Source organism: Phaeobacter sp. B1627 (assembly GCF_006265095.1).
In the GTDB taxonomy this organism is placed as follows: Bacteria; Pseudomonadota; Alphaproteobacteria; order Rhodobacterales; family Rhodobacteraceae; genus Epibacterium.
The window spans coordinates 47,634-66,087 of record NZ_VCNK01000004.1 but is presented as its reverse complement, the minus strand read 5'-3'; the positions used below and the strand labels follow the sequence as shown (position 1 = coordinate 66,087).

The window sequence follows — 18,454 nt, the reverse complement described above, 5'->3', positions numbered from 1 at the left end:
CAAGCAGGACCCCATGCACACAGAACCATCGCATTTTTCGTCACCCCAAAGTGACGGTTCCGAATCCGACGTGTCCAGACGCTTCGCCTGGACGCGCAACCTGTCCGTTCGACTTGCCATATTGCTCTCTGGGGCCCTCGTTCCGCTTGGTCTTATTGCCGTGGATCAGACTGTGCGGCTGCAAAACGAAGTGACCGCATCGAACAATCTGAGCCTGCAGGCTTTGACAGCTGAATTCGCGCAGGAAGAGCGCGAGGTCATCAAATCCGCTTTCACAGCGGCCGAGACGCTGGCGCTGACCTTGCCGGAGCTGACCGACGATCTGGAGCGGTGCAAGTCATTGATGGCCAATTTTGTCGATGCCATGTCCGAGCGGTATAGTTTTGCGGGCTTTTTGCCCACTGATGGCGTCATGGACTGTGCCTCTGCGAATTTGACCATCGACTATTCGGAGAATCCGGACTTTGCCTCGTGGATGCGAAGCCCAAAACGCCAGGTTCGGGTGAATCCGGTCGGGCCGGTCGCAGGCGATGCTGTCCTCATTCTATCCGAGCCTGTCTTTGATCGCGACGACACCTTTATCGGCAATCAGATCATCCACGCACCGCACGACAAGATCGACCAGAACTTCCAGGTCAAGCTGGGGGACCGTCCCATCGACCTGGTCACCATCAGCGCCGAGGGCGACATCCTGAGCGCCTCAGGCGCGCGCGAAACGGCGCGGGAACGTCTGCCCGCGACCATCAGCCTGAAGGAGCTTATCGAACTCAACCCGCGCCGGATCGAAACAGAAAACGCCGCGGGACAGAGACGGTTGTTTTCAATCGTTCCGGTTCTCAGCAGCGGATTCTACGTCATCGGCAGTTGGGATCCGGAAAGCAGACATGCACCGTCAGCGCCCGGCGCGCTCAACCAGCTTTTGCTGACACCGGCGTTGTTTCCGATCCTGATGTGGCTGGTCAGCCTGGTCCTGATCTACGTCGCGTTGGATCGTCAGGTTGTTCGATATCTTCGGGCCATCAGCCTGCAGATGCGCCAGTTCGCCCAGTCACGCACGCTGCCGGCAACGACCGCAGGCTCCTACATGCCAAAAGAGCTGGAGGTGATCGAAGATCAATTCAAACAGATGGCCGAAAAGCTGCTTTTGGATGAGGCAACCCTGTTTGATGCGATGCATGACAAGGACGTGTTGCTGAAGGAGCTGCATCACCGAGTGAAGAACAACCTGCAACTGATTTCGTCGATCATCAGCATGCAGATTCGGCGCACCCGAAACGAGGTGACCGCAGCCGCGCTGAAGACCGTGAACCGCAGGGTCACGAGTGTGGCCACAGTCCATCAGACGCTCTATCAGGCTTCCGAACTGGGGCGTGTGCAGGCGAATGACCTGTTGCGCGATGTGGTTCGCCCCCTGACGGACCTTGCCCCGACCACTGCGCCGGTGCCGCAGATCGATATGGAACTCGACCCGATCGTTCTTTATCCGGACCAAGCAGTGCCTCTTGCCCTGCTCGCGGTCGAGGCGGCGACCAATGCGCTGAAATATCTCGGCGTTGACAAAATGGGCCGGCGCTGGGTCCGCGTGTCCCTGAAAGTTCTTGATGATGAGAAGGTTACGCTGACCATTGCCAACTCCACATCTGACACCATTGCGCCGGAGGACGAAGGCACCGGATTGGGAAGTCAGTTGATCCGTGGGTTTGCCCGGCAATTGGAGGGGAACCCGATCTTTGATGAGACCGACGACAGCTATTCTGTCAGTCTCACGTTTGACGTCATGCCGTTCGAGCCCGAAAATCACGACAGATCCGGCGTTGAGGACACGCTTTAGGCGACACATTTCCTATCCACCGGTGACGCCCGGCCTGGCGTATACATGCGTTTGGGCCGGGTGCGTCGCACTCGGCCCTTTCCCACCGCGAAGGGCGCCCTCCTATATATCAAGGAACGATTTCGGGCTGAGCCCGATGATCTCTGCGGCAATAGCCTGCGACGCTGCAGACGTTGAAGACATGCTCGGCGGCAACGTCGGCGTGGCCGCTGTTATCCCGATCCGCTACGAGATCACACCACTGGGACCGGCTGGCGACGTCCCTACCAAAAATGGAACGCAACCCCACCTACGCCGAGGACAAGAAAGCTCACGGTTACAAGCGCGATCAATCCGTCTCCGGTCAACATCGACACGGCAAGCAATGCAACCACAGCGCCGAGAATAGAGGAGGTGAAGGGCAAGACTTCAAGAAACGGCATGACGAGGCCGCAAAGCATGCAAATCGCCTGGATAAGTCGGACAAACGGCGGCGACAGGAGGGGCTGAAACCGTTTTTTGAAAAGACGGTCCATCCAAGAGGCCACGCGACGCAGCGCCTGAGTCGCCTTGTGGGCGGCGCTCGCTGACACTGCCCGGCGGGACAGGAAGTCCGGCAGCCAAAGGTTTTCGCGTCCCATCAGCATTTGCCCGGACACAAGCGCAATCATCATACCACAGGCCGAGGAAAACAGGGGCACGCCGCTCAATGGGGAAACAACGGCAAGAGAGGGTGCAACGAGAACCGCCGCGATTGATTTCAGACCCAACTCCTCCGTCAGTTCGGAGACATGCAGATAGTCCTTTTCTCCGTCCAGCAGCTCTTCTGTTTTGTCGAGTACGTCTTCGACGGCGTGCGTTGAATGTGCCATGGGATCCGTTTTCTTGCAAAGTTCGGTCTGACCATCAAACGCGCCGGTTGGCTCATTGTTCCGCCCCCGTCAGGCCTGTGGCGCGCCGCGACGTGCGGTCGGTGTATTTTTTGTTGTCAAATCAGGAACCTTTCGGCGTCTCGGCCGTTCTCTGGTCAGATCCCAAGAGGATATTGCAAAGACAAGCAAGGAACCGAACGATGACTCATCTGATCCGAACCACCGCCCTCGTTTTATCCATGGCGACCGCCGCCGGCGCTTCGATTCTGGTCCAGGACATTGAGGTCGAGGCAGATATCAGCGCCCTTGAGAATTCAAAGGCTGTTGCCGTCTGGGGCGAACTCGAGAGCGATTTGAAAACCGCACTCGCGGCGCAACTTGTGAACCAGATCGCGGAGCCAGACGCCAAGGACGCCGCTGACATTGACATCGAAATCGACACCTTGTCCCTCGCCTCCGGGTTCGAGGCCGAGCTGGGCATCGCGGATTCCGTCCTGAAGGGTGATGTCTCCGTGGACTTGCCGGGCAGCAAGGACGACCAACGCTACACGCTGACCGTGACGGCAGATCAGGCCAATGTCTATTTCCCCGAGGGAACCGATGCGTCCTCTCTCACCGTGACGAGCGATGTGTTTTATTCTGCAATGATTGACGCTTTTGCAGGCCACGTCGCCGACAAGATCAAAACAGGGAAGTAAACATGCGTATTTTCAGCCTCATGATAGCCGCAGTCGTTGTGTTGTCTGCCTGCGAAACCACCGAAGGCCTGGGTCGAGATGTCGCCGCCCTAGGCGCGGGAATTGAACAGGAAGCTCAGGACGTTCAAAACGGCGAATAGAGATCCGCAGCCGCCGATATGGCGTCAAAGAGCCCCGACAGCCTCATCGTTGTCGGGGCTCTTTGCGGTCATAGGCCGCTGCCCCGTCTGGCCGCGTGCAACATCCATGGGATGAGACCGGTGAGGATCAGCAGTCTCATCACGTGATGGGCTGCCACGAAGGCCGGATCAAGGCCCAGGGTGACTGCGATCGCTGCCATCGCTTCGACGCCGCCGGGCGCAAAGGCGACGATCAACAAGGCCGGCGAAAGCCCCAGAAATTGCATGCAGAGCGCAATGGTCAGCAGCGTGATCACCACATTTGCAGCGGTGACCCAGAGGCCCGCCACGAAATCCAGCCTCAATCCGGCAAGGCTCTGCCCCACGAAGCGGGATCCGATCAACGTCCCCATCACGAGGAATGCCAGATAGGTCGCAGCCTCGGGCGGGCGCCCCGGCGTGATCGAGAACACGTGGCCGAGCGCACTGCACAGAATTCCTGCCAGCAGGTAGGCTGCGGGCACATTGAGGCGCACAAACACGGCTCCGACAAGAACTGTCACTGCGACCAGCAACAGAAGCGCCCATGGCATCAATGGGTGCTGCGCAACGATGATCTCGCCACTCGCCCCAAAGACCGTGGCCACGAGCACCGGCACGCAGAGAGTGAGGAACAGCACCCGGACGCTTTGCACCACTGCGATACGCGAGGTTTGGCCGTTGTCACTGATCGACAACGCCAGCACATAGCTGAGGTGACCAGGTGCCGCCGCCAACACGGAGTCCTGTGAGTTGAACCCCATCCATCGCCGCAAGCCAAATCGTGAAATTTGCAGCGAAACAAACAGGCTCAGAGACAGAATGGCGATTGTGATGGGCCACCTCAAGGCGGTCTGCAGCATCTCGGAGGTCACGCTGCTGCCGATATTGATGCCCAGCAAAACAAAGGCCGTTGTCCGGAGCCACGCAGGTACAAGCGCCGGCAATCCGGCGATAGCGGCCACAGAAATTGCGGCCGCTGCCCCTGTCAAAGGAGCGGCTGGAAATCCGATCAGTTCAAAAATGACTGTCCCCAGCAGCGCCACGCAGATCGTGACGATCAGGCGAAACCCGTCAGTTGCCGTCATATGTCCATCTGTAATGTGGGGGAGTCGGCCCTTTGTTCCGCCCACCCTGTTGTTGTTGCTCCCACGCATGGGCGAGAATACCAACCGAACGCGACAAACAGAAAAGCCCGCGCGCAAGGGGTGGTGCAAAGCCAAGTTCCGCATAGATCACAGCCGTCGCGCCATCGATATTCATCGGCACCGGCTGCCCCTTTTCCAGCGTGATCTGTGCTTCGATTGCTTCACCAATATCCGCAAATCTGCCAGAGACGGCACCTTTCGCCGCAGCGTCACGAACCAGCTCCATCAATCTGGGCGCGCGGGGATCAGTGGGTTTGTGAAACCGGTGACCAAATCCGGGAATGATCTTGCCGTGCTCGGCCCGCCACTTGTCCAGAGACTGGGGCAGATCAGCAGGAGACTCTGCGACAAGATAGTATAGCTCGACCGCCTGCTGACCGGCGCCGCCATGGACATCACCCAGCATGTTGACCGCACTGGCCATCGCATTGTTGAGCGGCAAACCACAGGTCACCGCCATTCGCGCGGCCGCGATGGACGGCGCCTGTGGACCATGATCCACCGCAGAGACCAGCGCCGCTTCGAACAGCTGGGCCTGATCCGGTGTGGGTCGGTCGCCCCGCACCATCAGCCAGATCATCTCGGCAAACCCAACCGTTCCGATCAAGTCCTGGATGGGCGATCCGCGCAGTTCAATCCTCCCCGGCTCCATGTCAATAATCGACGTGCGCCACCAGTCGCTGACATCACTCATATCACGTGCTCCTGCCTCAGGGTTGCGATCTCTTGCGCAGACAGGCCAAGGTCACTCCAGATCCGGTCGTTATCGGCGCCAAGCGCGGGTGGTGCCGTCTCGGGAACGGGCCGCACAGTGCCAAATCGCAACGGCGAGCCGGTCAGCGGCAGAACACCGTCGGCGGTTTCAACCTCGGCCACGAGACCCCGGTTCCTGACCTGCGGTTCGCGCAGGATTTGCGGCACGCTCAGGACAGGTCCGCTCGGCACCCCAAGTGCGTTGAGTTCTTCAACCCATTCCGCCGCCGGGCGCTGACGCAAGACGCTCTCCAGTTCCGCCCGCAGCATATGACGGTTGCGCTTGCGATCTTCACGCGTGGCATAGTCGGGATGCGCCAGAAGATCAGCCCGACCGAGATGATGCGCCATGGACTGCCACTGCGCGTCCCGGTTGGCTGCAACGTTGATTGGTCCGTCGGCACAGGCGAAGGTGCCCGACGGTGCCGAGGTCGTATTCTCATTGCCATGCGCACCGGGCTCCTGCCCGGCGATCAGATGGTTCGACACCACCCAACCCATGCTGGAAATCACCGCTTCGGTCATGGAGATATCCAGAAAGCCGCCCCGCTCCGGATCATTCAGCGCCGTCGCAATCGCAAAGGCCGCTGTCATGCCGCCCAGCGTATCGGCCAGCGGATAGCCCGCGCGAAGCGGCGCGCTGCTGTCATCACCCGTCACCGACATCACACCGCTCACCCCCTGCACAATCTGGTCGTAGGCCGGATTGTCCTTCCAGGGCCCGTCCTGACCAAAGCCACTGATGGCGCAATAGATCAGGTCTGGGTTCTCGGAGCTGAGGGCATCATACCCCAGGCCGAGACGGGTCATGACGCCAGGGCGAAAGTTCTCAACCAACACGTCGGATGTGCGGACAAGGCGCCGTAGCAGCGCCTTGCCTTGTTCGGTCTTCATATTGAGCGTGACCGATTTCTTTTGCGCGTTCTGAGCCAGAAAACTGACCCCCATGAGGGCCGCATTCCGCTCCGGATCGGCACCGAGCTGGCGCGCCAGATCACCGGTTCCCGGGCGCTCGACCTTGATGACCTCTGCGCCCAACAAAGCCAGCTGGTAACAGCAATACGGCCCGGCGAGCACATTTGTCAGATCCAGTACCCGGATACCGGAGAGCGGCTTAGTCCCCATCGGCCACCCCGGCTGCGCGGGCACGGGCACGCCTTGCGCGGTAACTCGGCACCACCACCAGCAAGATGGCCAGAACCAACAGACCCAGTGTCATCGGGCGATCCAGGATGAATGCGGCGCCGTCATAGATCTGCATGGATCGTGAAAAGTTATCCTCAAGCATACGACCCAGAATAAAGCCGATCAGCAAAGGTGCCAGAGGGTAATCAGCGAACCGCAAAACCGTCGCACATACGCCAAAGCCCACGAGGATCAACAACTCCGTCGCATTGTTCTGTCCGATATAGGACCCCATCAGGGTGAAGAACAAAATGAATGGGATCAGATAGGTGCGCGGGACCGACAACACTTTGGCGATGTAGGGGATCAGCGGCAGGTTCAGAACGAGCAGAACAAGATTGCCGATATACATCGAGATGATGACCGCCCAGAAGATATGGGGGCTGTCGATCATCAGGCGGGGGCCCGGTGTCACGTTCAGCGCGATCAGAGCACCCAACAGTATGGCCGTGGTTCCGGACCCGGGGATCCCAAGTGTCAGCAACGGCACAAAGGAGCCGGTACAGGCGGCGTTGTTCGCGGTTTCCGGCGCGGCCAGACCCTTGATGGAGCCTTTGCCGAATTCCTTCTGCTCTTCTTCCGAGGCGATATTGCGTTCAACTGCGTACCCGAGAAAAGAGGCAATCGTCGCCCCAGCCCCGGGCAGAACGCCAATGAAAAACCCCTGGATTGACTGGCGCCCGATCACAGGAGCAATCTTGCGGGCCTCGTCGCGGGTGATGCGCAGGCCGGTGATCTTGCCACCGTCCTGGCCTGATTGCGCCGACCGGGCGGGATTCATCACCAGAAAGATCGCTTCCGGCAGAGCAAACATTGCCATTGCCAGGGTGATGAAACTGAACCCCGACTGCAGATCCATCAGCCCCATGGTAAAGCGCGGCATGTTGAACAACGCGCCCTCGCCGACTGTGGCCATCATCAGCCCCAGAAGCGTCATCATCACCGCTTTTGCCACGTTTCCTGTGCCCGCGAATGCGGCAATCGCCGAAAGCCCCACAACCATCAGCGCAAAATATTCTGCCGAATGAAAGAGCAACGCAACCGTCGACAACATCGGGGCGAATATCATCAGAAGCACCGCCCCGATGGTCCCCCCCATAAACGACGAGATCGCCGCGATGGTCAGCGCTTTGCCCGCTTTGCCCGCACGCGCCATCGGATAGCCATCGAAGCTGGTGGCGACCGTCCCGGCCACTCCGGGCGCGTTGAGCAGTATCGATGACGTGGAGCCCCCGAAGATCGCGCCATAATAGACGCCGGCCAGCAGGATCAGCGCGGCAGACGGATCGCCCAGAGTAATCGCAACCGGGATCATGATCGCAATAATCGACATCGGACCGAGCCCCGGCAGCATACCGATGAATGTCCCGATCAAACATCCTCCGATCACCATGAGGATATTTGTAATCGAAAAGGCCGTGGATAGACCGATCGTCAAACCTTCTAGCATCGTACTCTCCGTTTATCCGAGAAAGAAAGGCAGCGGCCGCAGAAAGATGCCCAACACCCCTTCGACCAGATACCAGACAACACCTGTCGCCAGCGCTGCCACGGGAAAGAGCACCCAGAGCTTTCGCTCGCCCAGGATCATGCCCCCAAGTGTCAGGAAACCGGCTGTGGACAGCAAAAAGCCGGCCGGGCGCAAGAGCAGCGCATAGGCCACCATCAACCCAAGGAGGCACGCCGCCTGCCCGATCTTGTAATCACCCAGGCGCCGGTAATCGATGTCCGGCGTCGCGGCCTCGCCACTGGGTTTTTCCAAACCGAGCACAATCACCAGCGATGTGAAAATTGCCATCACCGCCAGCACTTTTGGAAAAGTACTGGGCCAGATCGGATTGCGCTGCATGAAGGGGGGCAGAAGCTGGTCCATCGTGAAATAGGCCGCATAGCCGTAGGCCAAAGCGATACCGAGAATGATCAGCGCGATCCAACGGTCAAGCGCCATGATCGCCTCCTGTTTTTAAAATGCATTCGGGAAAAGGTCCGGCACCAATGGGGGCGCCGGACCAGAGATGAAAGCGCCGCCTCAGAGGAAGCCGAGCTTTTTCATCAGATCGCCAATGGCTTTTTCCTGGTTTTCGAGGAACACACGGAAATCATCGCCGGAGTTGTGAATGTTGACCCAGCCATTGCGGGCCCGCACTTCTTCCCACTCAGGCGTGTCATACATTTTGGCAATCGCATCCTGATAGGCTGTCAGCTTCTCTTCGCTGAGGCCCGGAGCCGCAAAGAAACCGCGCCAGTTCACGAATGTAGTGTCGAGCCCCTGCTCGGTCATGGTCGGCGCCGTGTCATAGGCAGGCACCCGATCATCCGAGGTGACGCCCAGGATCTTCACCTCACCGGCATCTGCAAGCGCGATGGCTTCGGAGAAACCGGTCGACAGGGCCTTGATCTCACCAGACAGCAAGGCGGCCATTGCCTTGCCACCCGCATCATATGGGATGTATTTCAGCTCGGTCGGATCCTCGCCTGCCGCTTCCATGACCATGGCCGCCACCAGGTGATCCATGCCGCCCGGGACCGAGCCGCCGCCCACGGCGGTGCCACGGGGATCTGCACGATAGGCCGCGAGGAATTCCTCCATGGAGTTGATCGGGCTGTCTTTGGATACAACCAGCGCCGCGTAGTCACCAATCGTGCCGGCCACGAGGGTCAGGTCACGGAAGCTCTGCGGGAATACGCCGGTCAGGGACCGGATCACGATGGGCGTGGAATTCACCATCAGCGTATCTTCAAGGCTGTCCGCGTTCTCGATCAGGTAGCCAATCGCCTTGCCGCCACCGCCGCCGGACATGTTTTCATAGGACGCCGTACCAACCAGGCCCGCTTTGCTCAGGGCCTCTCCGGTGCCCCGGGCCGTACCGTCCCAACCGCCACCAGCGCCGCCGGGGATGAGGAAGTGCATCTTCTCAAGAACCTGATGGCCGCCCGCCAGAGCCGGACCAGCGATTGTCAGAGTCGCCGCCGCAGCAGCAAGCAGGGTCCTGCGACCCATTGCAAAAAGTGTCATAATGTTCCTCCCATTTGACAAACGCACGTCTGCGCGCTCATGACTCGGGATATTTCGCGCCAAGCTGACACAAACCTGACACGGAGCTGAAGATTCGCCCCCATGCGGTATTTACTCGTCGAAGATAACGACCAGCTCGCAACCGCCGTCGTGGATCGGCTCAGTCTGGATGGGCATGTGGTGGATCGCGCAGGCAACCTTGGCACCGCCGAGGACTTTATCGCGACCACCGAATACGATCTCATTTTGCTGGACATCATGCTTCCCGACGGGGACGGTCGGCACTTCCTGCAGTCGCATCGCGCTGCACGACGCGACACGCCCATCATCGTCCTGACCGCTCGGTCAGAGGTGTCGGACAGGGTGGGTGTGCTGGATCTTGGCGCCGACGACTACATTGTCAAACCCTTCGATTTTTCGGAACTGGAGGCCCGGTGCCGTGCAGTCTTGCGTCGGCAGAGCGGTGGAGCAAGTAACCAGCAGAGTTTCGGGGATGTGGTGTTCGATCCACTTGCCTGCACCTTGACTGTGAACGGCCGCGAAATCCGTCTGCGCAACCGCGAACTACGCTTGCTGGAGATCTTCATCTGCGCCCCGGAGCAAGTGTTCTCGAAATCCAAACTCGTCGACCGGCTATTTTCATATGATGTGGACGCATCGGAAAACGCGATCGAGGTCTATGTTGGCCGCCTGCGCAAACACCTCGAAGGAGCGGCCGTGCAGATCGTGACGGTGCGCGGCCTTGGCTACCGGTTGAGCCAGTCATGAGCGGATCCATTCGCCTGCGCGGATCAATCCAGCGCCGCCTGATCGTACAACTGCTGACAGGCGCTGCGTTGCTTGCGACGCTGATGTTCCTTGTGGTCCAGTCCTATGCGCGTGATCTCGCCGGACAAAGCCAGGACGAGATCCTGGCGGCCTCGGTGACTGCCATCCTGGATTCCGCTGCGGTCCGCAATGGCGATCTGACCGTGGACATTCCGTATTTCGCTTTCTCCATGCTGGGCAATATCAGCGAGGACAGGGTCTTTTACACCATCACGCGCAACGGAGAATTCCTGACCGGCTACCCCGACCTGCCAAAACCAATGGCCGCCACGGATACCGCGCCGCGCTTCAGAACCGACAGCTATGACGGCGAGAGCATTCGCATGGTGACCGCAACCCGGCGGATGTCGATCAACGGGCAGCCGGATTTCATCGAGGTGACCGTAGCCCAGACCCGATACGGCCTGCGACAGCAATTGGCAGGGATCTCCCGCACGGTGGCCGGGTTTGGCCTTGGCTTCTTTGTCATCGCCGCCCTGTTTGGCATTCTCGCGGCACAATCCGCGATTCAGCCGCTGCGGCAACTGGCGGGATCCGTTTCCCGCCGTGGCCTCTCGGATCTGCGACCGGTGTCCGCGCCGGTCCCTGCGGAGATGGAGGTGCTGGTGGGGGCTTTGAACGGCTTCATGAGTCGGCTCAAAGCCTCCCTCGCCCGGTCAGAGGATCTGATCGCAGAAGCCGCTCACAGAGTCCGCACCCCATTGACCACCGTGCGCACCCAGGCGGAAATCACGCTGCGGCGCGTCGACAAACCACAGAACCGCCAAGCCGTGCGCGAGATGATCCGTGCGATTGACGAAAGCAGCCGCGCCGCGGGACAACTTCTGGATCACGCGATGGTCTCCTTTCGGTCCGATCACCTGGAGGTCGAAGATGTCGAGATATGCCGCCTGACCCGGGATGCTGTATCCCGCGTCGTGCCGATGGCGGATTTGCGCGATATTGAACTCGACGTCACGATCCCTGAGGCCGCGATATGCGTCAAAGGGGATGCAATCCTGCTGCAGAGCGCGCTCTTGAACCTCTTGGACAACGCGATCAAATATTCACCTCCAGACAGCCGGGTCTATGTGACAGTGCGTGTTGTCGAAACCGGCGTCGAGATCACTGTCCAGGATAATGGCGAGGGCTTTCCCAAAGCCGACATGGGACGACTGACGCGCCGTTTCGTGCGCGGCAGCAACACTGAGACGGTTGTGGGATCCGGCCTTGGCCTGACCATCGTGAACGAAGTTGCTCGTGCCCATGGCGGTCAGCTGCTTCTGACCAACTCCAGCGAGAAAGGTGGCGCATGCGCAAGTTTGTACTTTCCCTTGGCCTGAGCCTTCTTTGCTGGCAGTGGGCCGCACTACCGCTACAGGCCTTTGAAATCGAAGATCATATCAGCGTCGGTCCAGCAGATGCCCGCCAGGTTCTGAGAGTGATTTCCAATGGCGACGCAGAGTTTTTTGAACCCACAATACGCGACTTTCTGTCATCGCGACCGGACGTGAGGGTGGACTACACGGTTGCCAGCTCTTCCGAGCTGATGGTGGCTATGGGGCGCGAGGGGCACAATGTGGATCTGGCGATATCCAGTGCCACGGACCTGCAGACCAAACTGGTGAACGACGGGCTATCGCGCAAGTACGTCTCTTCGGTCACAGCGCAACTGCCCGAATGGGCGCGCTGGCGCGACAACCTGTTTGCCTTCACGCAGGAACCCGCCGCGATTGTCCTGTCCCGCAGTGCTTTGGCCGGGTTGCCGATTCCAAAAAGCAGGCAGGAATTGATCGGCCTGATGCGCGAACACCCGGACCGTTTTGAAGGCAAGGTCGGGACCTATGATCTGCAGACTTCCGGGCTCGGTTATCTGTTTGCAACACAGGATGCACGCACGTCCGAGACCTACTGGCGTCTGAGCGAGGTCATGGGGTCCTTTGGCGTCAAACTCTATTGCTGCTCCAGCCAGATGATCGACGACGTGTCCTCAGGCGAGCTGGCCTTGGCGTATAACGTTCTCGGCAGCTACGCCCGCGCCAAGGGAAACCCGGACGAGGTCATCGTCATGCTGCCACAGGACTATACGATCATCATGATGAGGACCGCATTCATTCCCAAAACCAGCGAGGCGCCGGAGCTTGCAGGGCTGTTCATCGATCACTTGATCGCCCGAGGTTGGGAAGCCGCCCCCGGCGCGGTCTCCGTCTCGGAGGAAGACGCATGGACCGGCGAGGCACAGGCTCTCAGGCGCATCCGTATGGGCCCGGGGTTGCTGGTGTATCTTGACCGGCTGAAAAAAGCCGCGTTCCTCTCGGAGTGGAGCAGCGCCATCCTTCAGTGATCCCGCGATCCCGCCATCCCGGACCGCAACCCTGGCCCGCTTCATTCAGGCGGCAACACGAACTCCGGCAGTTTGCCGAAGGCGTCGCGCAAGGCGATCCCCCATCCGGAGGACACGCTTTCATAATAGGGGTCATCCGGGGCGATGCGGAATACGCGTCCGTTCTTCAGACTGCCCGCCTCATATATATGGACGTCCAATGGCAGGCTGACAGAGAGGTTGGCTTTGATGGTTGAATCGAACGACACCAGCAACAACTTCACCGCGTCCTCAAAGCTCATGTCCGGGTCGTATGCCCGCACCAGGATCGGGCGACCGTATTTGGTTTCGCCAATCTGAAAATAGGGAGTGTCGAAACTCGCCTCTATATAGTTACCTTCGGGGTAGATCAGAAACAGACAAGGCGCGCCGTCGCCAATCTGGCCACCCAGGATGATCGTGGCATTGAACGCGGCATCGGCGCGCTGACCGACCTCGGCGTGAGTGGAAATCACATCCTTCAGAAGATTGCCCACCATGGTCGCGACCTGAAACATGGATGGCGCTTCCAGAATACTGGGGTTGCGCTCGCTGGGTTCCTTGCTGCGCTCTTCGAGCAGGCTGATCACAGACTGAGTGGTGGCAAGGTTTCCGGCCGTCATCAATGTGATAGAGCGTTCGCCCGGAACTTCCCAGGTGAACATTTTTCGGAACGTCGAGATATTGTCGACACCGGAATTCGTCCGGGTGTCCGACATGAAAACAAGTCCCCTCTTGAGCATGAGGCCCACGCAATAGGTCATAACTGCCCCTCCTTTTTCAGAGCCTTCAAGCAGTCTATTGCTGAACCTGCAAGGAAACTGTTAGCGCTTCGGCACCATCACCCTGCCGAATGCCGACAATCGGCGCTGCATCGCCGTAATCACGCCCGACCGCGACACGCACATATCGGCCATCCGGGCAGATTCCATTGGACACATCGAACCCGACCCATCCCAGCGTTTCCAGATGGATCTCGCACCAGGCATGGCTGGCATCCTGACCCGTCTGCCCGTCCATCAGAAGATACCCGCTGATGTAGCGCGCCGGATAGTCCAAATGCCGAGCGACCGCGATCATGACATGCGCATGATCCTGACACACGCCGTGCCCGGCAGTCAGCGCTATCTCTGCTGTCGTATCCGGGTTGGTCTGGCCTATCTCATATTGCACGGAAGCGCCGATATCGGCCGCCAGACGGTGCATGCGCGCCAGATCATCCATGCCATCGGTGTCCTGACGAAGCTGTGCTGCCAGATGACGGACATTGTTTCCCGCAGCGGTAAGCGGTGTGGCTGTCTTATAGAGCCATAACGGAGCAAAGCCTGAATGCTGTCCGACCACCCCGTGACGGTCCTCAACATCCACGACACCTTCGCTGACGATTTCCACATGGGTCGCTCCCCTGTCGACCTTGACCAATTCCGTGTGGTTCATCAACGGGTCATCATATGCCAGTTGCTTGCACCCTCCGGTCACGGTGGACGACCATTCGACGACAGACTGCCCGTGCCCGGAGCGAGGGGTCAGGCGCAACTTCTGCAACGCGTAGTGGACCGGATTTTCGTAACTATACGTCGTGATATGACGAATAGAGAGCCTTGTAACATCAACCATAGAACCGAAAGTCCTTCTCGATGTGATTTGCAAGACGAACCGTTTCCTGAACAAATTCGCCCAGGAACTCATGCAGGCCATTTTGGAAGATTGTTTCGATCGACTTATCTTGCACCCGGTCCGCGATGCATTCGGCGACAACATGGCTTTCGTGCCGTATCCCGTAGTCCCTTTCGAGGTGCTTCAGGTACTGCGCAACTTTGGTCGAACAAAACGCCAGGGAGCGTGGCATGCGTTCGTCCAGAATAAGAAACTCTGCAATCCTCTGTGGCGACGCGGAACCCGCGTGTAGCCACGAAAAGGATCGCTCAGCAGACACAGACCGAAGGATCACCTCCCATTGGACATTGTCCATGCTGCTGCCAACAAAAGCCGCCGAGGGCAGCAGAACATAGTATTTTACATCGAGGATACGGGCGGTGCTGTCGGATCTCTCTATGAATGTCCCCAGCCGGGCAAATGAGAAAATATCGTTGCGCAACATTGTTCCATGCAAGGCCCCCCGCACCACGGATGCCCGATTCCGGATCAATGCGAGCGTCTCATGCAAGTTCCGTTCGCTCACAGGGCGTGACAGTGCTCCCTTGAGAACCATCCAGCATTCATTCGTGGCTTCCCAGACTTCGCGCGACAAAGCCGTTCGTACTTGCCGGGCATTTGATCGCGCCGAGTCAACCGACGCCATGACGCTCGACGGGTTGCCCATGTCCCGCAACAAGAAGTTGATCACGTTCTGGGCAGTATATTCGTCATGCTTAGCATCGAAGGCCACGGCCTGACCGGCTGTGCGCACAATGGATTCCCATTCATTGGTACTGCCATCGGATCGGGTGAGCGCGATATGCCACCCGGCCTCAAGCAATCTGGCATTGTTCTCAGCCCGCTCGAGATAGCGAAACATCCAGAACAGGCCGCCTGCAGTTCGTCCTAGCACGTCGTCAATCTCCCAGAACCCAAGTGTCTTTGGTCCCACCGCCCTGTGACGAATTCACCACCAGCGATCCCTTTTTGAGAGCCACCCGGGTCAGGCCGCCAGGGGTAATATCAATCCGGTTCGGCGAGACCAGAACAAAAGGCCGAAGATCGACATGGCGCGGTGCAAGTCCGGATTTCGCAAGGATCGGAACCGTCGACAGAGATAAAGTCGGTTGGGCAATATAATTCTCAGGCCTGGCGCGCAGCTTGGCTTCGAAGGCGGACAGTTCCTTCTTACTGGCAGCAGGCCCGACGAGCATTCCATACCCGCCGGAGCCGTGAACCTCCTTCACGACCAGGTCAGCGAGGTTGTCCAAAACATACTTCAACGCGTCAGGTTCGGAGCAACGCCAGGTTGGGACATTCTTCAAGATCGCCCGCTCGCCCGTGTAGAACTCGATAATATCAGGCATATACGAATAAAGCGCCTTGTCATCTGCGATCCCGGTCCCGGGTGCATTGGCAATCGTGATGTTGCCCGCACGGTAGACGTCCATAATGCCCGGAACGCCCAGCAAACTGTCCGGATTGAAGGTCAGCGGATCGAGATATGCATCGTCCACTCGACGATAGAGCACATCAATCGGCTTGTACCCTTGCGTCGTGCGCATTGCGACATAGCCGTCTTCTATCCTGAGGTCCTGGCTTTCAACGAGGTCGGCGCCCATCTGATCTGCAATGAAGGCATGTTCAAAATAGGCCGAGTTATGAATGCCCGGCGTCAGCACTGCGACCACGGGCTCGCTGCTCCGCGTTCCGGCAGGCAGGCTGGCGGACAGCGATCGACGCAACAACTGTGGGTAGGGGGAAACCGGGCGAACCTTCATCTGCGCAAAGAGTTCAGGAAACATCTGCAGCATGGTTTCACGGTTTTCGAGCATATATGACACGCCCGACGGGGTCCGCACGTTGTCTTCGAGGACGAAAAAGTCGTCCTCCCCGGTGCGCACGAGATCGACACCTGCGATATGGGTATAAACTCCACCCGCAGGATTGACGCCAATCATTTCAGGCGTGAACGCCGCGTTTCCCGCGATCAACTCGCACGGAATTCGGCCGGCACGCAGGATTTCCTGCCGGTGGTAGATATCGTGCAGAAACGCATTGATTGCCCTTACACGCTGCTCAATGCCGCGCTCCAGTTTGCTCCACTCTTTTGCTGAAATAATACGCGGCACGATGTCAAAAGGAATCAGCCGTTCGTCCGCATCTTCCTGCCCGTACACATTGAATGTTATGCCAATTCGCCTGAAGAAAGCTTCAGCTTCCTGCGACTTGCGCCTCAGGCGCTTGATGTCATCCTGACTAAACCACTCGTGATAGACCTTGTAGGGATCACGCACGGAATCAGGGGCACTCAGCATTTCGTCGAAAAACGATAGATTTTTCATGCGCTCAGCGTGCAACATCCTCTCGGATTTACAAAGCTGCAGCTGTCATCGATCAGCATTTTGTCCGCCCTCAGATGCAAGTGGCCCTCAAACGCTTATTGTTCTGCACAAATTTTAATCGTTCCCGGTGTTTTCTACGGTGGGCTCAGCATTTTGACCAGAGGTCACACACGCTCAACAGGTGGCAAAAGACCGCGTGGCACAGGAAAAAGGGGCGCAAAGAGCGCCCCTTTCCCGAAATGATCAAACGGGGCCGACCGTTAGTTGAACAACTGGAGAAGTGCCTGCGGTGCTTCATTCGCGATGCCGAGGGACTGGACTGCCAATTCCTGCTGGGTCTGAAGGGCGCTCAGACGTGCGGAAGACTCTTCCATGTTGGTATCGGTCATCGTAGAGACACCTAGGGTCATTGAATCGACCAAACTGGCAACGAACATCGCCTGGTCATCAATCCGTGCAGAGGCCGCCCCCAGCGCAGCCGCTCCGGAAATCGCGGTTTGCAGGAAGGTTTCAATCTCTGCCAAGGCAGACGCTGCAGAGTCCGTATCGGAGATACTGGTCAAGTCGGCTGCCAGATCCAAACTAGAATCGAACCCCTGCGCGGAAATGGTGATATCGGTCGACGTCACTGTGCCACCAGCGCCGACACGATCGAGCGAGGCCAATACGCCCATTTCAGTTGCAGTGCCATCGATGGTCGAGGTCAGCAGGTTAGCGCCGTTGAATTGGGCCGCCGAGATGATGGATTCGATCTGATCGACTTTTGAATCGATGTCGGTTTGAATTTTGTCATGATCCACGTTCTCCGCCTGTGCGGAAACGATCAGTTCCTTGATCTCCACCAGTTTTTCAACAATTTGTTCTGCGCCGGCAGATGCAACAGCAACGGTTGCGTCACCCATTGCCAAACCATCTTCGATGGCCTCGAAGCTGGCGATATCCGATTCCATAGTTTTGGAAATCGCCCACACAGCGGCATTGTCTTTGGCTGTTTCGATTTCCTTACCAGTCGAAATCGCGTTCTGGGTGTCGGTGAGGTTTTGGTTTACAGACTGAAGTGTCTGCAATGCGACCATAGCACCATTGTTTGTCAAAATGCTGGACATAGCATGAGTTCCTTTGAGCAAGGAGCACTTTGGCCCCGGTCTATTTCCTTGCCCCGTTATGGGGTGTCTCTCTCGTCTTTCTGAACGTGTGGAGCACTTCGGCCGCCACAACCAACTCAATAAGATGCACGCCAACTCTTGCCGTCAGGATGCTAAAGAAGAGCTAAAATGCGGAGGCATATATCTAAAATGTGAGTCAAATTGCGCCCGAAGCCCTTCGCGATGGCCTCTGCAGACAGGGTCTTGAGCCCTATGCAGCGCTGCAGTGCTCACTTTTACTAAACTGCAGCTACAACTGGCAAAGCGCTGCCCGTAAACGAAAACTGCAGGTCGCACCTTACAGAGACATCTCAAGGGGCTGAACGACGCCAACCGCTGGCAGGGCGGTCGCAGCCGCGGCGGGCAAACCCTGTACAATTTTGCCGACCCGCACCCGAAACAAATTGCTCCAAAACTTTACTTCACTTTTCAACGAAGTGGACGCACGCGCACCGCCGGAATAAACTGTTTTTTCACGCGCCCTGCGCAGTGTCGTGCGACTGTAACCCGGCCGGAC

18 protein-coding genes are annotated in these 18,454 nt (G+C 58.4%); 6 read left to right on the top strand and 12 right to left on the bottom strand.

All coding sequences use genetic code 11. The features are described 5' to 3' along the window. Positions 1–13: 13 nt before the first annotated feature. Positions 14–1,831 carry a sensor histidine kinase gene (locus tag FGE21_RS02565; RefSeq protein WP_139661403.1) on the top strand — a complete coding sequence of 606 codons (1,818 nt, stop codon included), beginning with the start codon at positions 14–16 and terminating at the stop codon, positions 1,829–1,831. Positions 1,832–2,094: 263 nt separating this feature from the next. On the opposite strand, the gene FGE21_RS02560 is transcribed toward FGE21_RS02565, so the two are convergent. Further along, entirely contained in the window at positions 2,095–2,682 is a 588-nt protein-coding gene (locus tag FGE21_RS02560; protein ID WP_139661401.1) for an exopolysaccharide biosynthesis protein, read from the bottom strand. A 200-nt stretch (positions 2,683–2,882) separates the two neighbouring features. On the opposite strand from FGE21_RS02560, the gene FGE21_RS02555 reads away from it, so the two are divergent. Both FGE21_RS02555 and FGE21_RS02550 read left to right on the top strand, forming a co-directional pair. Further along, positions 2,883–3,380: a hypothetical protein gene (locus tag FGE21_RS02555; protein ID WP_139661400.1), complete on the top strand. Its 498-nt coding sequence runs from the start codon at positions 2,883–2,885 to the stop codon at positions 3,378–3,380. 2 nt (positions 3,381–3,382) lie between these two features. After that, entirely contained in the window at positions 3,383–3,520 is a 138-nt protein-coding gene (locus FGE21_RS02550; protein WP_139661398.1) for an entericidin, read from the top strand. Between the two features lie 68 nt (positions 3,521–3,588). On the opposite strand, the gene FGE21_RS02545 is transcribed toward FGE21_RS02550, so the two are convergent. The 6 genes from FGE21_RS02545 to FGE21_RS02520 form a co-directional block, all read right to left on the bottom strand. Further along, entirely contained in the window at positions 3,589–4,626 is a 1,038-nt protein-coding gene (locus tag FGE21_RS02545) for an AbrB family transcriptional regulator (protein WP_139661397.1), read from the bottom strand. Beyond that, positions 4,613–5,380, bottom strand: coding sequence for a citryl-CoA lyase (locus FGE21_RS02540; RefSeq protein ID WP_139661395.1), 768 nt, complete (start codon positions 5,378–5,380; stop codon positions 4,613–4,615). Before FGE21_RS02540 ends, FGE21_RS02545 begins: the two co-directional genes overlap by 14 nt. After that, the gene (locus FGE21_RS02535) at positions 5,377–6,564 is read right to left on the bottom strand and encodes a CaiB/BaiF CoA-transferase family protein (RefSeq protein ID WP_139661394.1); all 1,188 of its coding nucleotides are present in this window, start codon (positions 6,562–6,564) and stop codon (positions 5,377–5,379) included. The genes FGE21_RS02540 and FGE21_RS02535 overlap by 4 nt, the downstream gene beginning before the upstream one ends. Further along, a complete protein-coding gene (locus tag FGE21_RS02530) occupies positions 6,554–8,074 on the bottom strand; it encodes a tripartite tricarboxylate transporter permease (protein WP_139661392.1) in 1,521 nt (506 codons plus the stop codon). The genes FGE21_RS02535 and FGE21_RS02530 overlap by 11 nt, the downstream gene beginning before the upstream one ends. A gap of 12 nt (positions 8,075–8,086) precedes the next feature. After that, positions 8,087–8,572, bottom strand: a complete 486-nt coding sequence (locus FGE21_RS02525) for a tripartite tricarboxylate transporter TctB family protein (RefSeq protein WP_139661390.1) — start codon at positions 8,570–8,572, stop codon at positions 8,087–8,089. Between the two features lie 81 nt (positions 8,573–8,653). Then, positions 8,654–9,640, bottom strand: a complete 987-nt coding sequence (locus FGE21_RS02520; RefSeq protein ID WP_139661389.1) for a tripartite tricarboxylate transporter substrate binding protein — start codon at positions 9,638–9,640, stop codon at positions 8,654–8,656. Positions 9,641–9,742: 102 nt separating this feature from the next. On the opposite strand from FGE21_RS02520, the gene FGE21_RS02515 reads away from it, so the two are divergent. Genes FGE21_RS02515 through FGE21_RS02505 form a run of 3 tightly spaced genes read left to right on the top strand, consistent with a single transcriptional unit; the run spans position 9,743 to position 12,791 of the window. Beyond that, on the top strand, positions 9,743–10,408 hold the full coding sequence (locus tag FGE21_RS02515) for a response regulator transcription factor (RefSeq protein ID WP_139661387.1): 666 nt from the start codon (positions 9,743–9,745) through the stop codon (positions 10,406–10,408). Next, positions 10,405–11,790, top strand: coding sequence for a sensor histidine kinase (locus FGE21_RS02510; RefSeq protein ID WP_139661386.1), 1,386 nt, complete (start codon positions 10,405–10,407; stop codon positions 11,788–11,790). The genes FGE21_RS02515 and FGE21_RS02510 overlap by 4 nt, the downstream gene beginning before the upstream one ends. After that, positions 11,760–12,791, top strand: coding sequence for an ABC transporter substrate-binding protein (locus FGE21_RS02505; RefSeq protein WP_139661384.1), 1,032 nt, complete (start codon positions 11,760–11,762; stop codon positions 12,789–12,791). The genes FGE21_RS02510 and FGE21_RS02505 overlap by 31 nt, the downstream gene beginning before the upstream one ends. Before the next feature lie 41 nt (positions 12,792–12,832). On the opposite strand, the gene FGE21_RS02500 is transcribed toward FGE21_RS02505, so the two are convergent. The 5 genes from FGE21_RS02500 to FGE21_RS02480 form a co-directional block, all read right to left on the bottom strand. Further along, the gene (locus FGE21_RS02500) at positions 12,833–13,573 is read right to left on the bottom strand and encodes a proteasome-type protease (protein ID WP_139661382.1); all 741 of its coding nucleotides are present in this window, start codon (positions 13,571–13,573) and stop codon (positions 12,833–12,835) included. A 34-nt stretch (positions 13,574–13,607) separates the two neighbouring features. Next, positions 13,608–14,426: a transglutaminase family protein gene (locus FGE21_RS02495; protein ID WP_139661380.1), complete on the bottom strand. Its 819-nt coding sequence runs from the start codon at positions 14,424–14,426 to the stop codon at positions 13,608–13,610. Further along, a complete protein-coding gene (locus FGE21_RS02490; protein ID WP_139661379.1) occupies positions 14,419–15,360 on the bottom strand; it encodes an alpha-E domain-containing protein in 942 nt (313 codons plus the stop codon). The genes FGE21_RS02495 and FGE21_RS02490 overlap by 8 nt, the downstream gene beginning before the upstream one ends. Positions 15,361–15,364: 4 nt before the next feature. Then, positions 15,365–16,792, bottom strand: a complete 1,428-nt coding sequence (locus FGE21_RS02485) for a circularly permuted type 2 ATP-grasp protein (protein WP_255731262.1) — start codon at positions 16,790–16,792, stop codon at positions 15,365–15,367. A gap of 260 nt (positions 16,793–17,052) precedes the next feature. Then, positions 17,053–17,898 carry a flagellin gene (locus FGE21_RS02480; protein WP_139661377.1) on the bottom strand — a complete coding sequence of 282 codons (846 nt, stop codon included), beginning with the start codon at positions 17,896–17,898 and terminating at the stop codon, positions 17,053–17,055. Between the last annotated feature and the right edge of the window lie 556 nt (positions 17,899–18,454).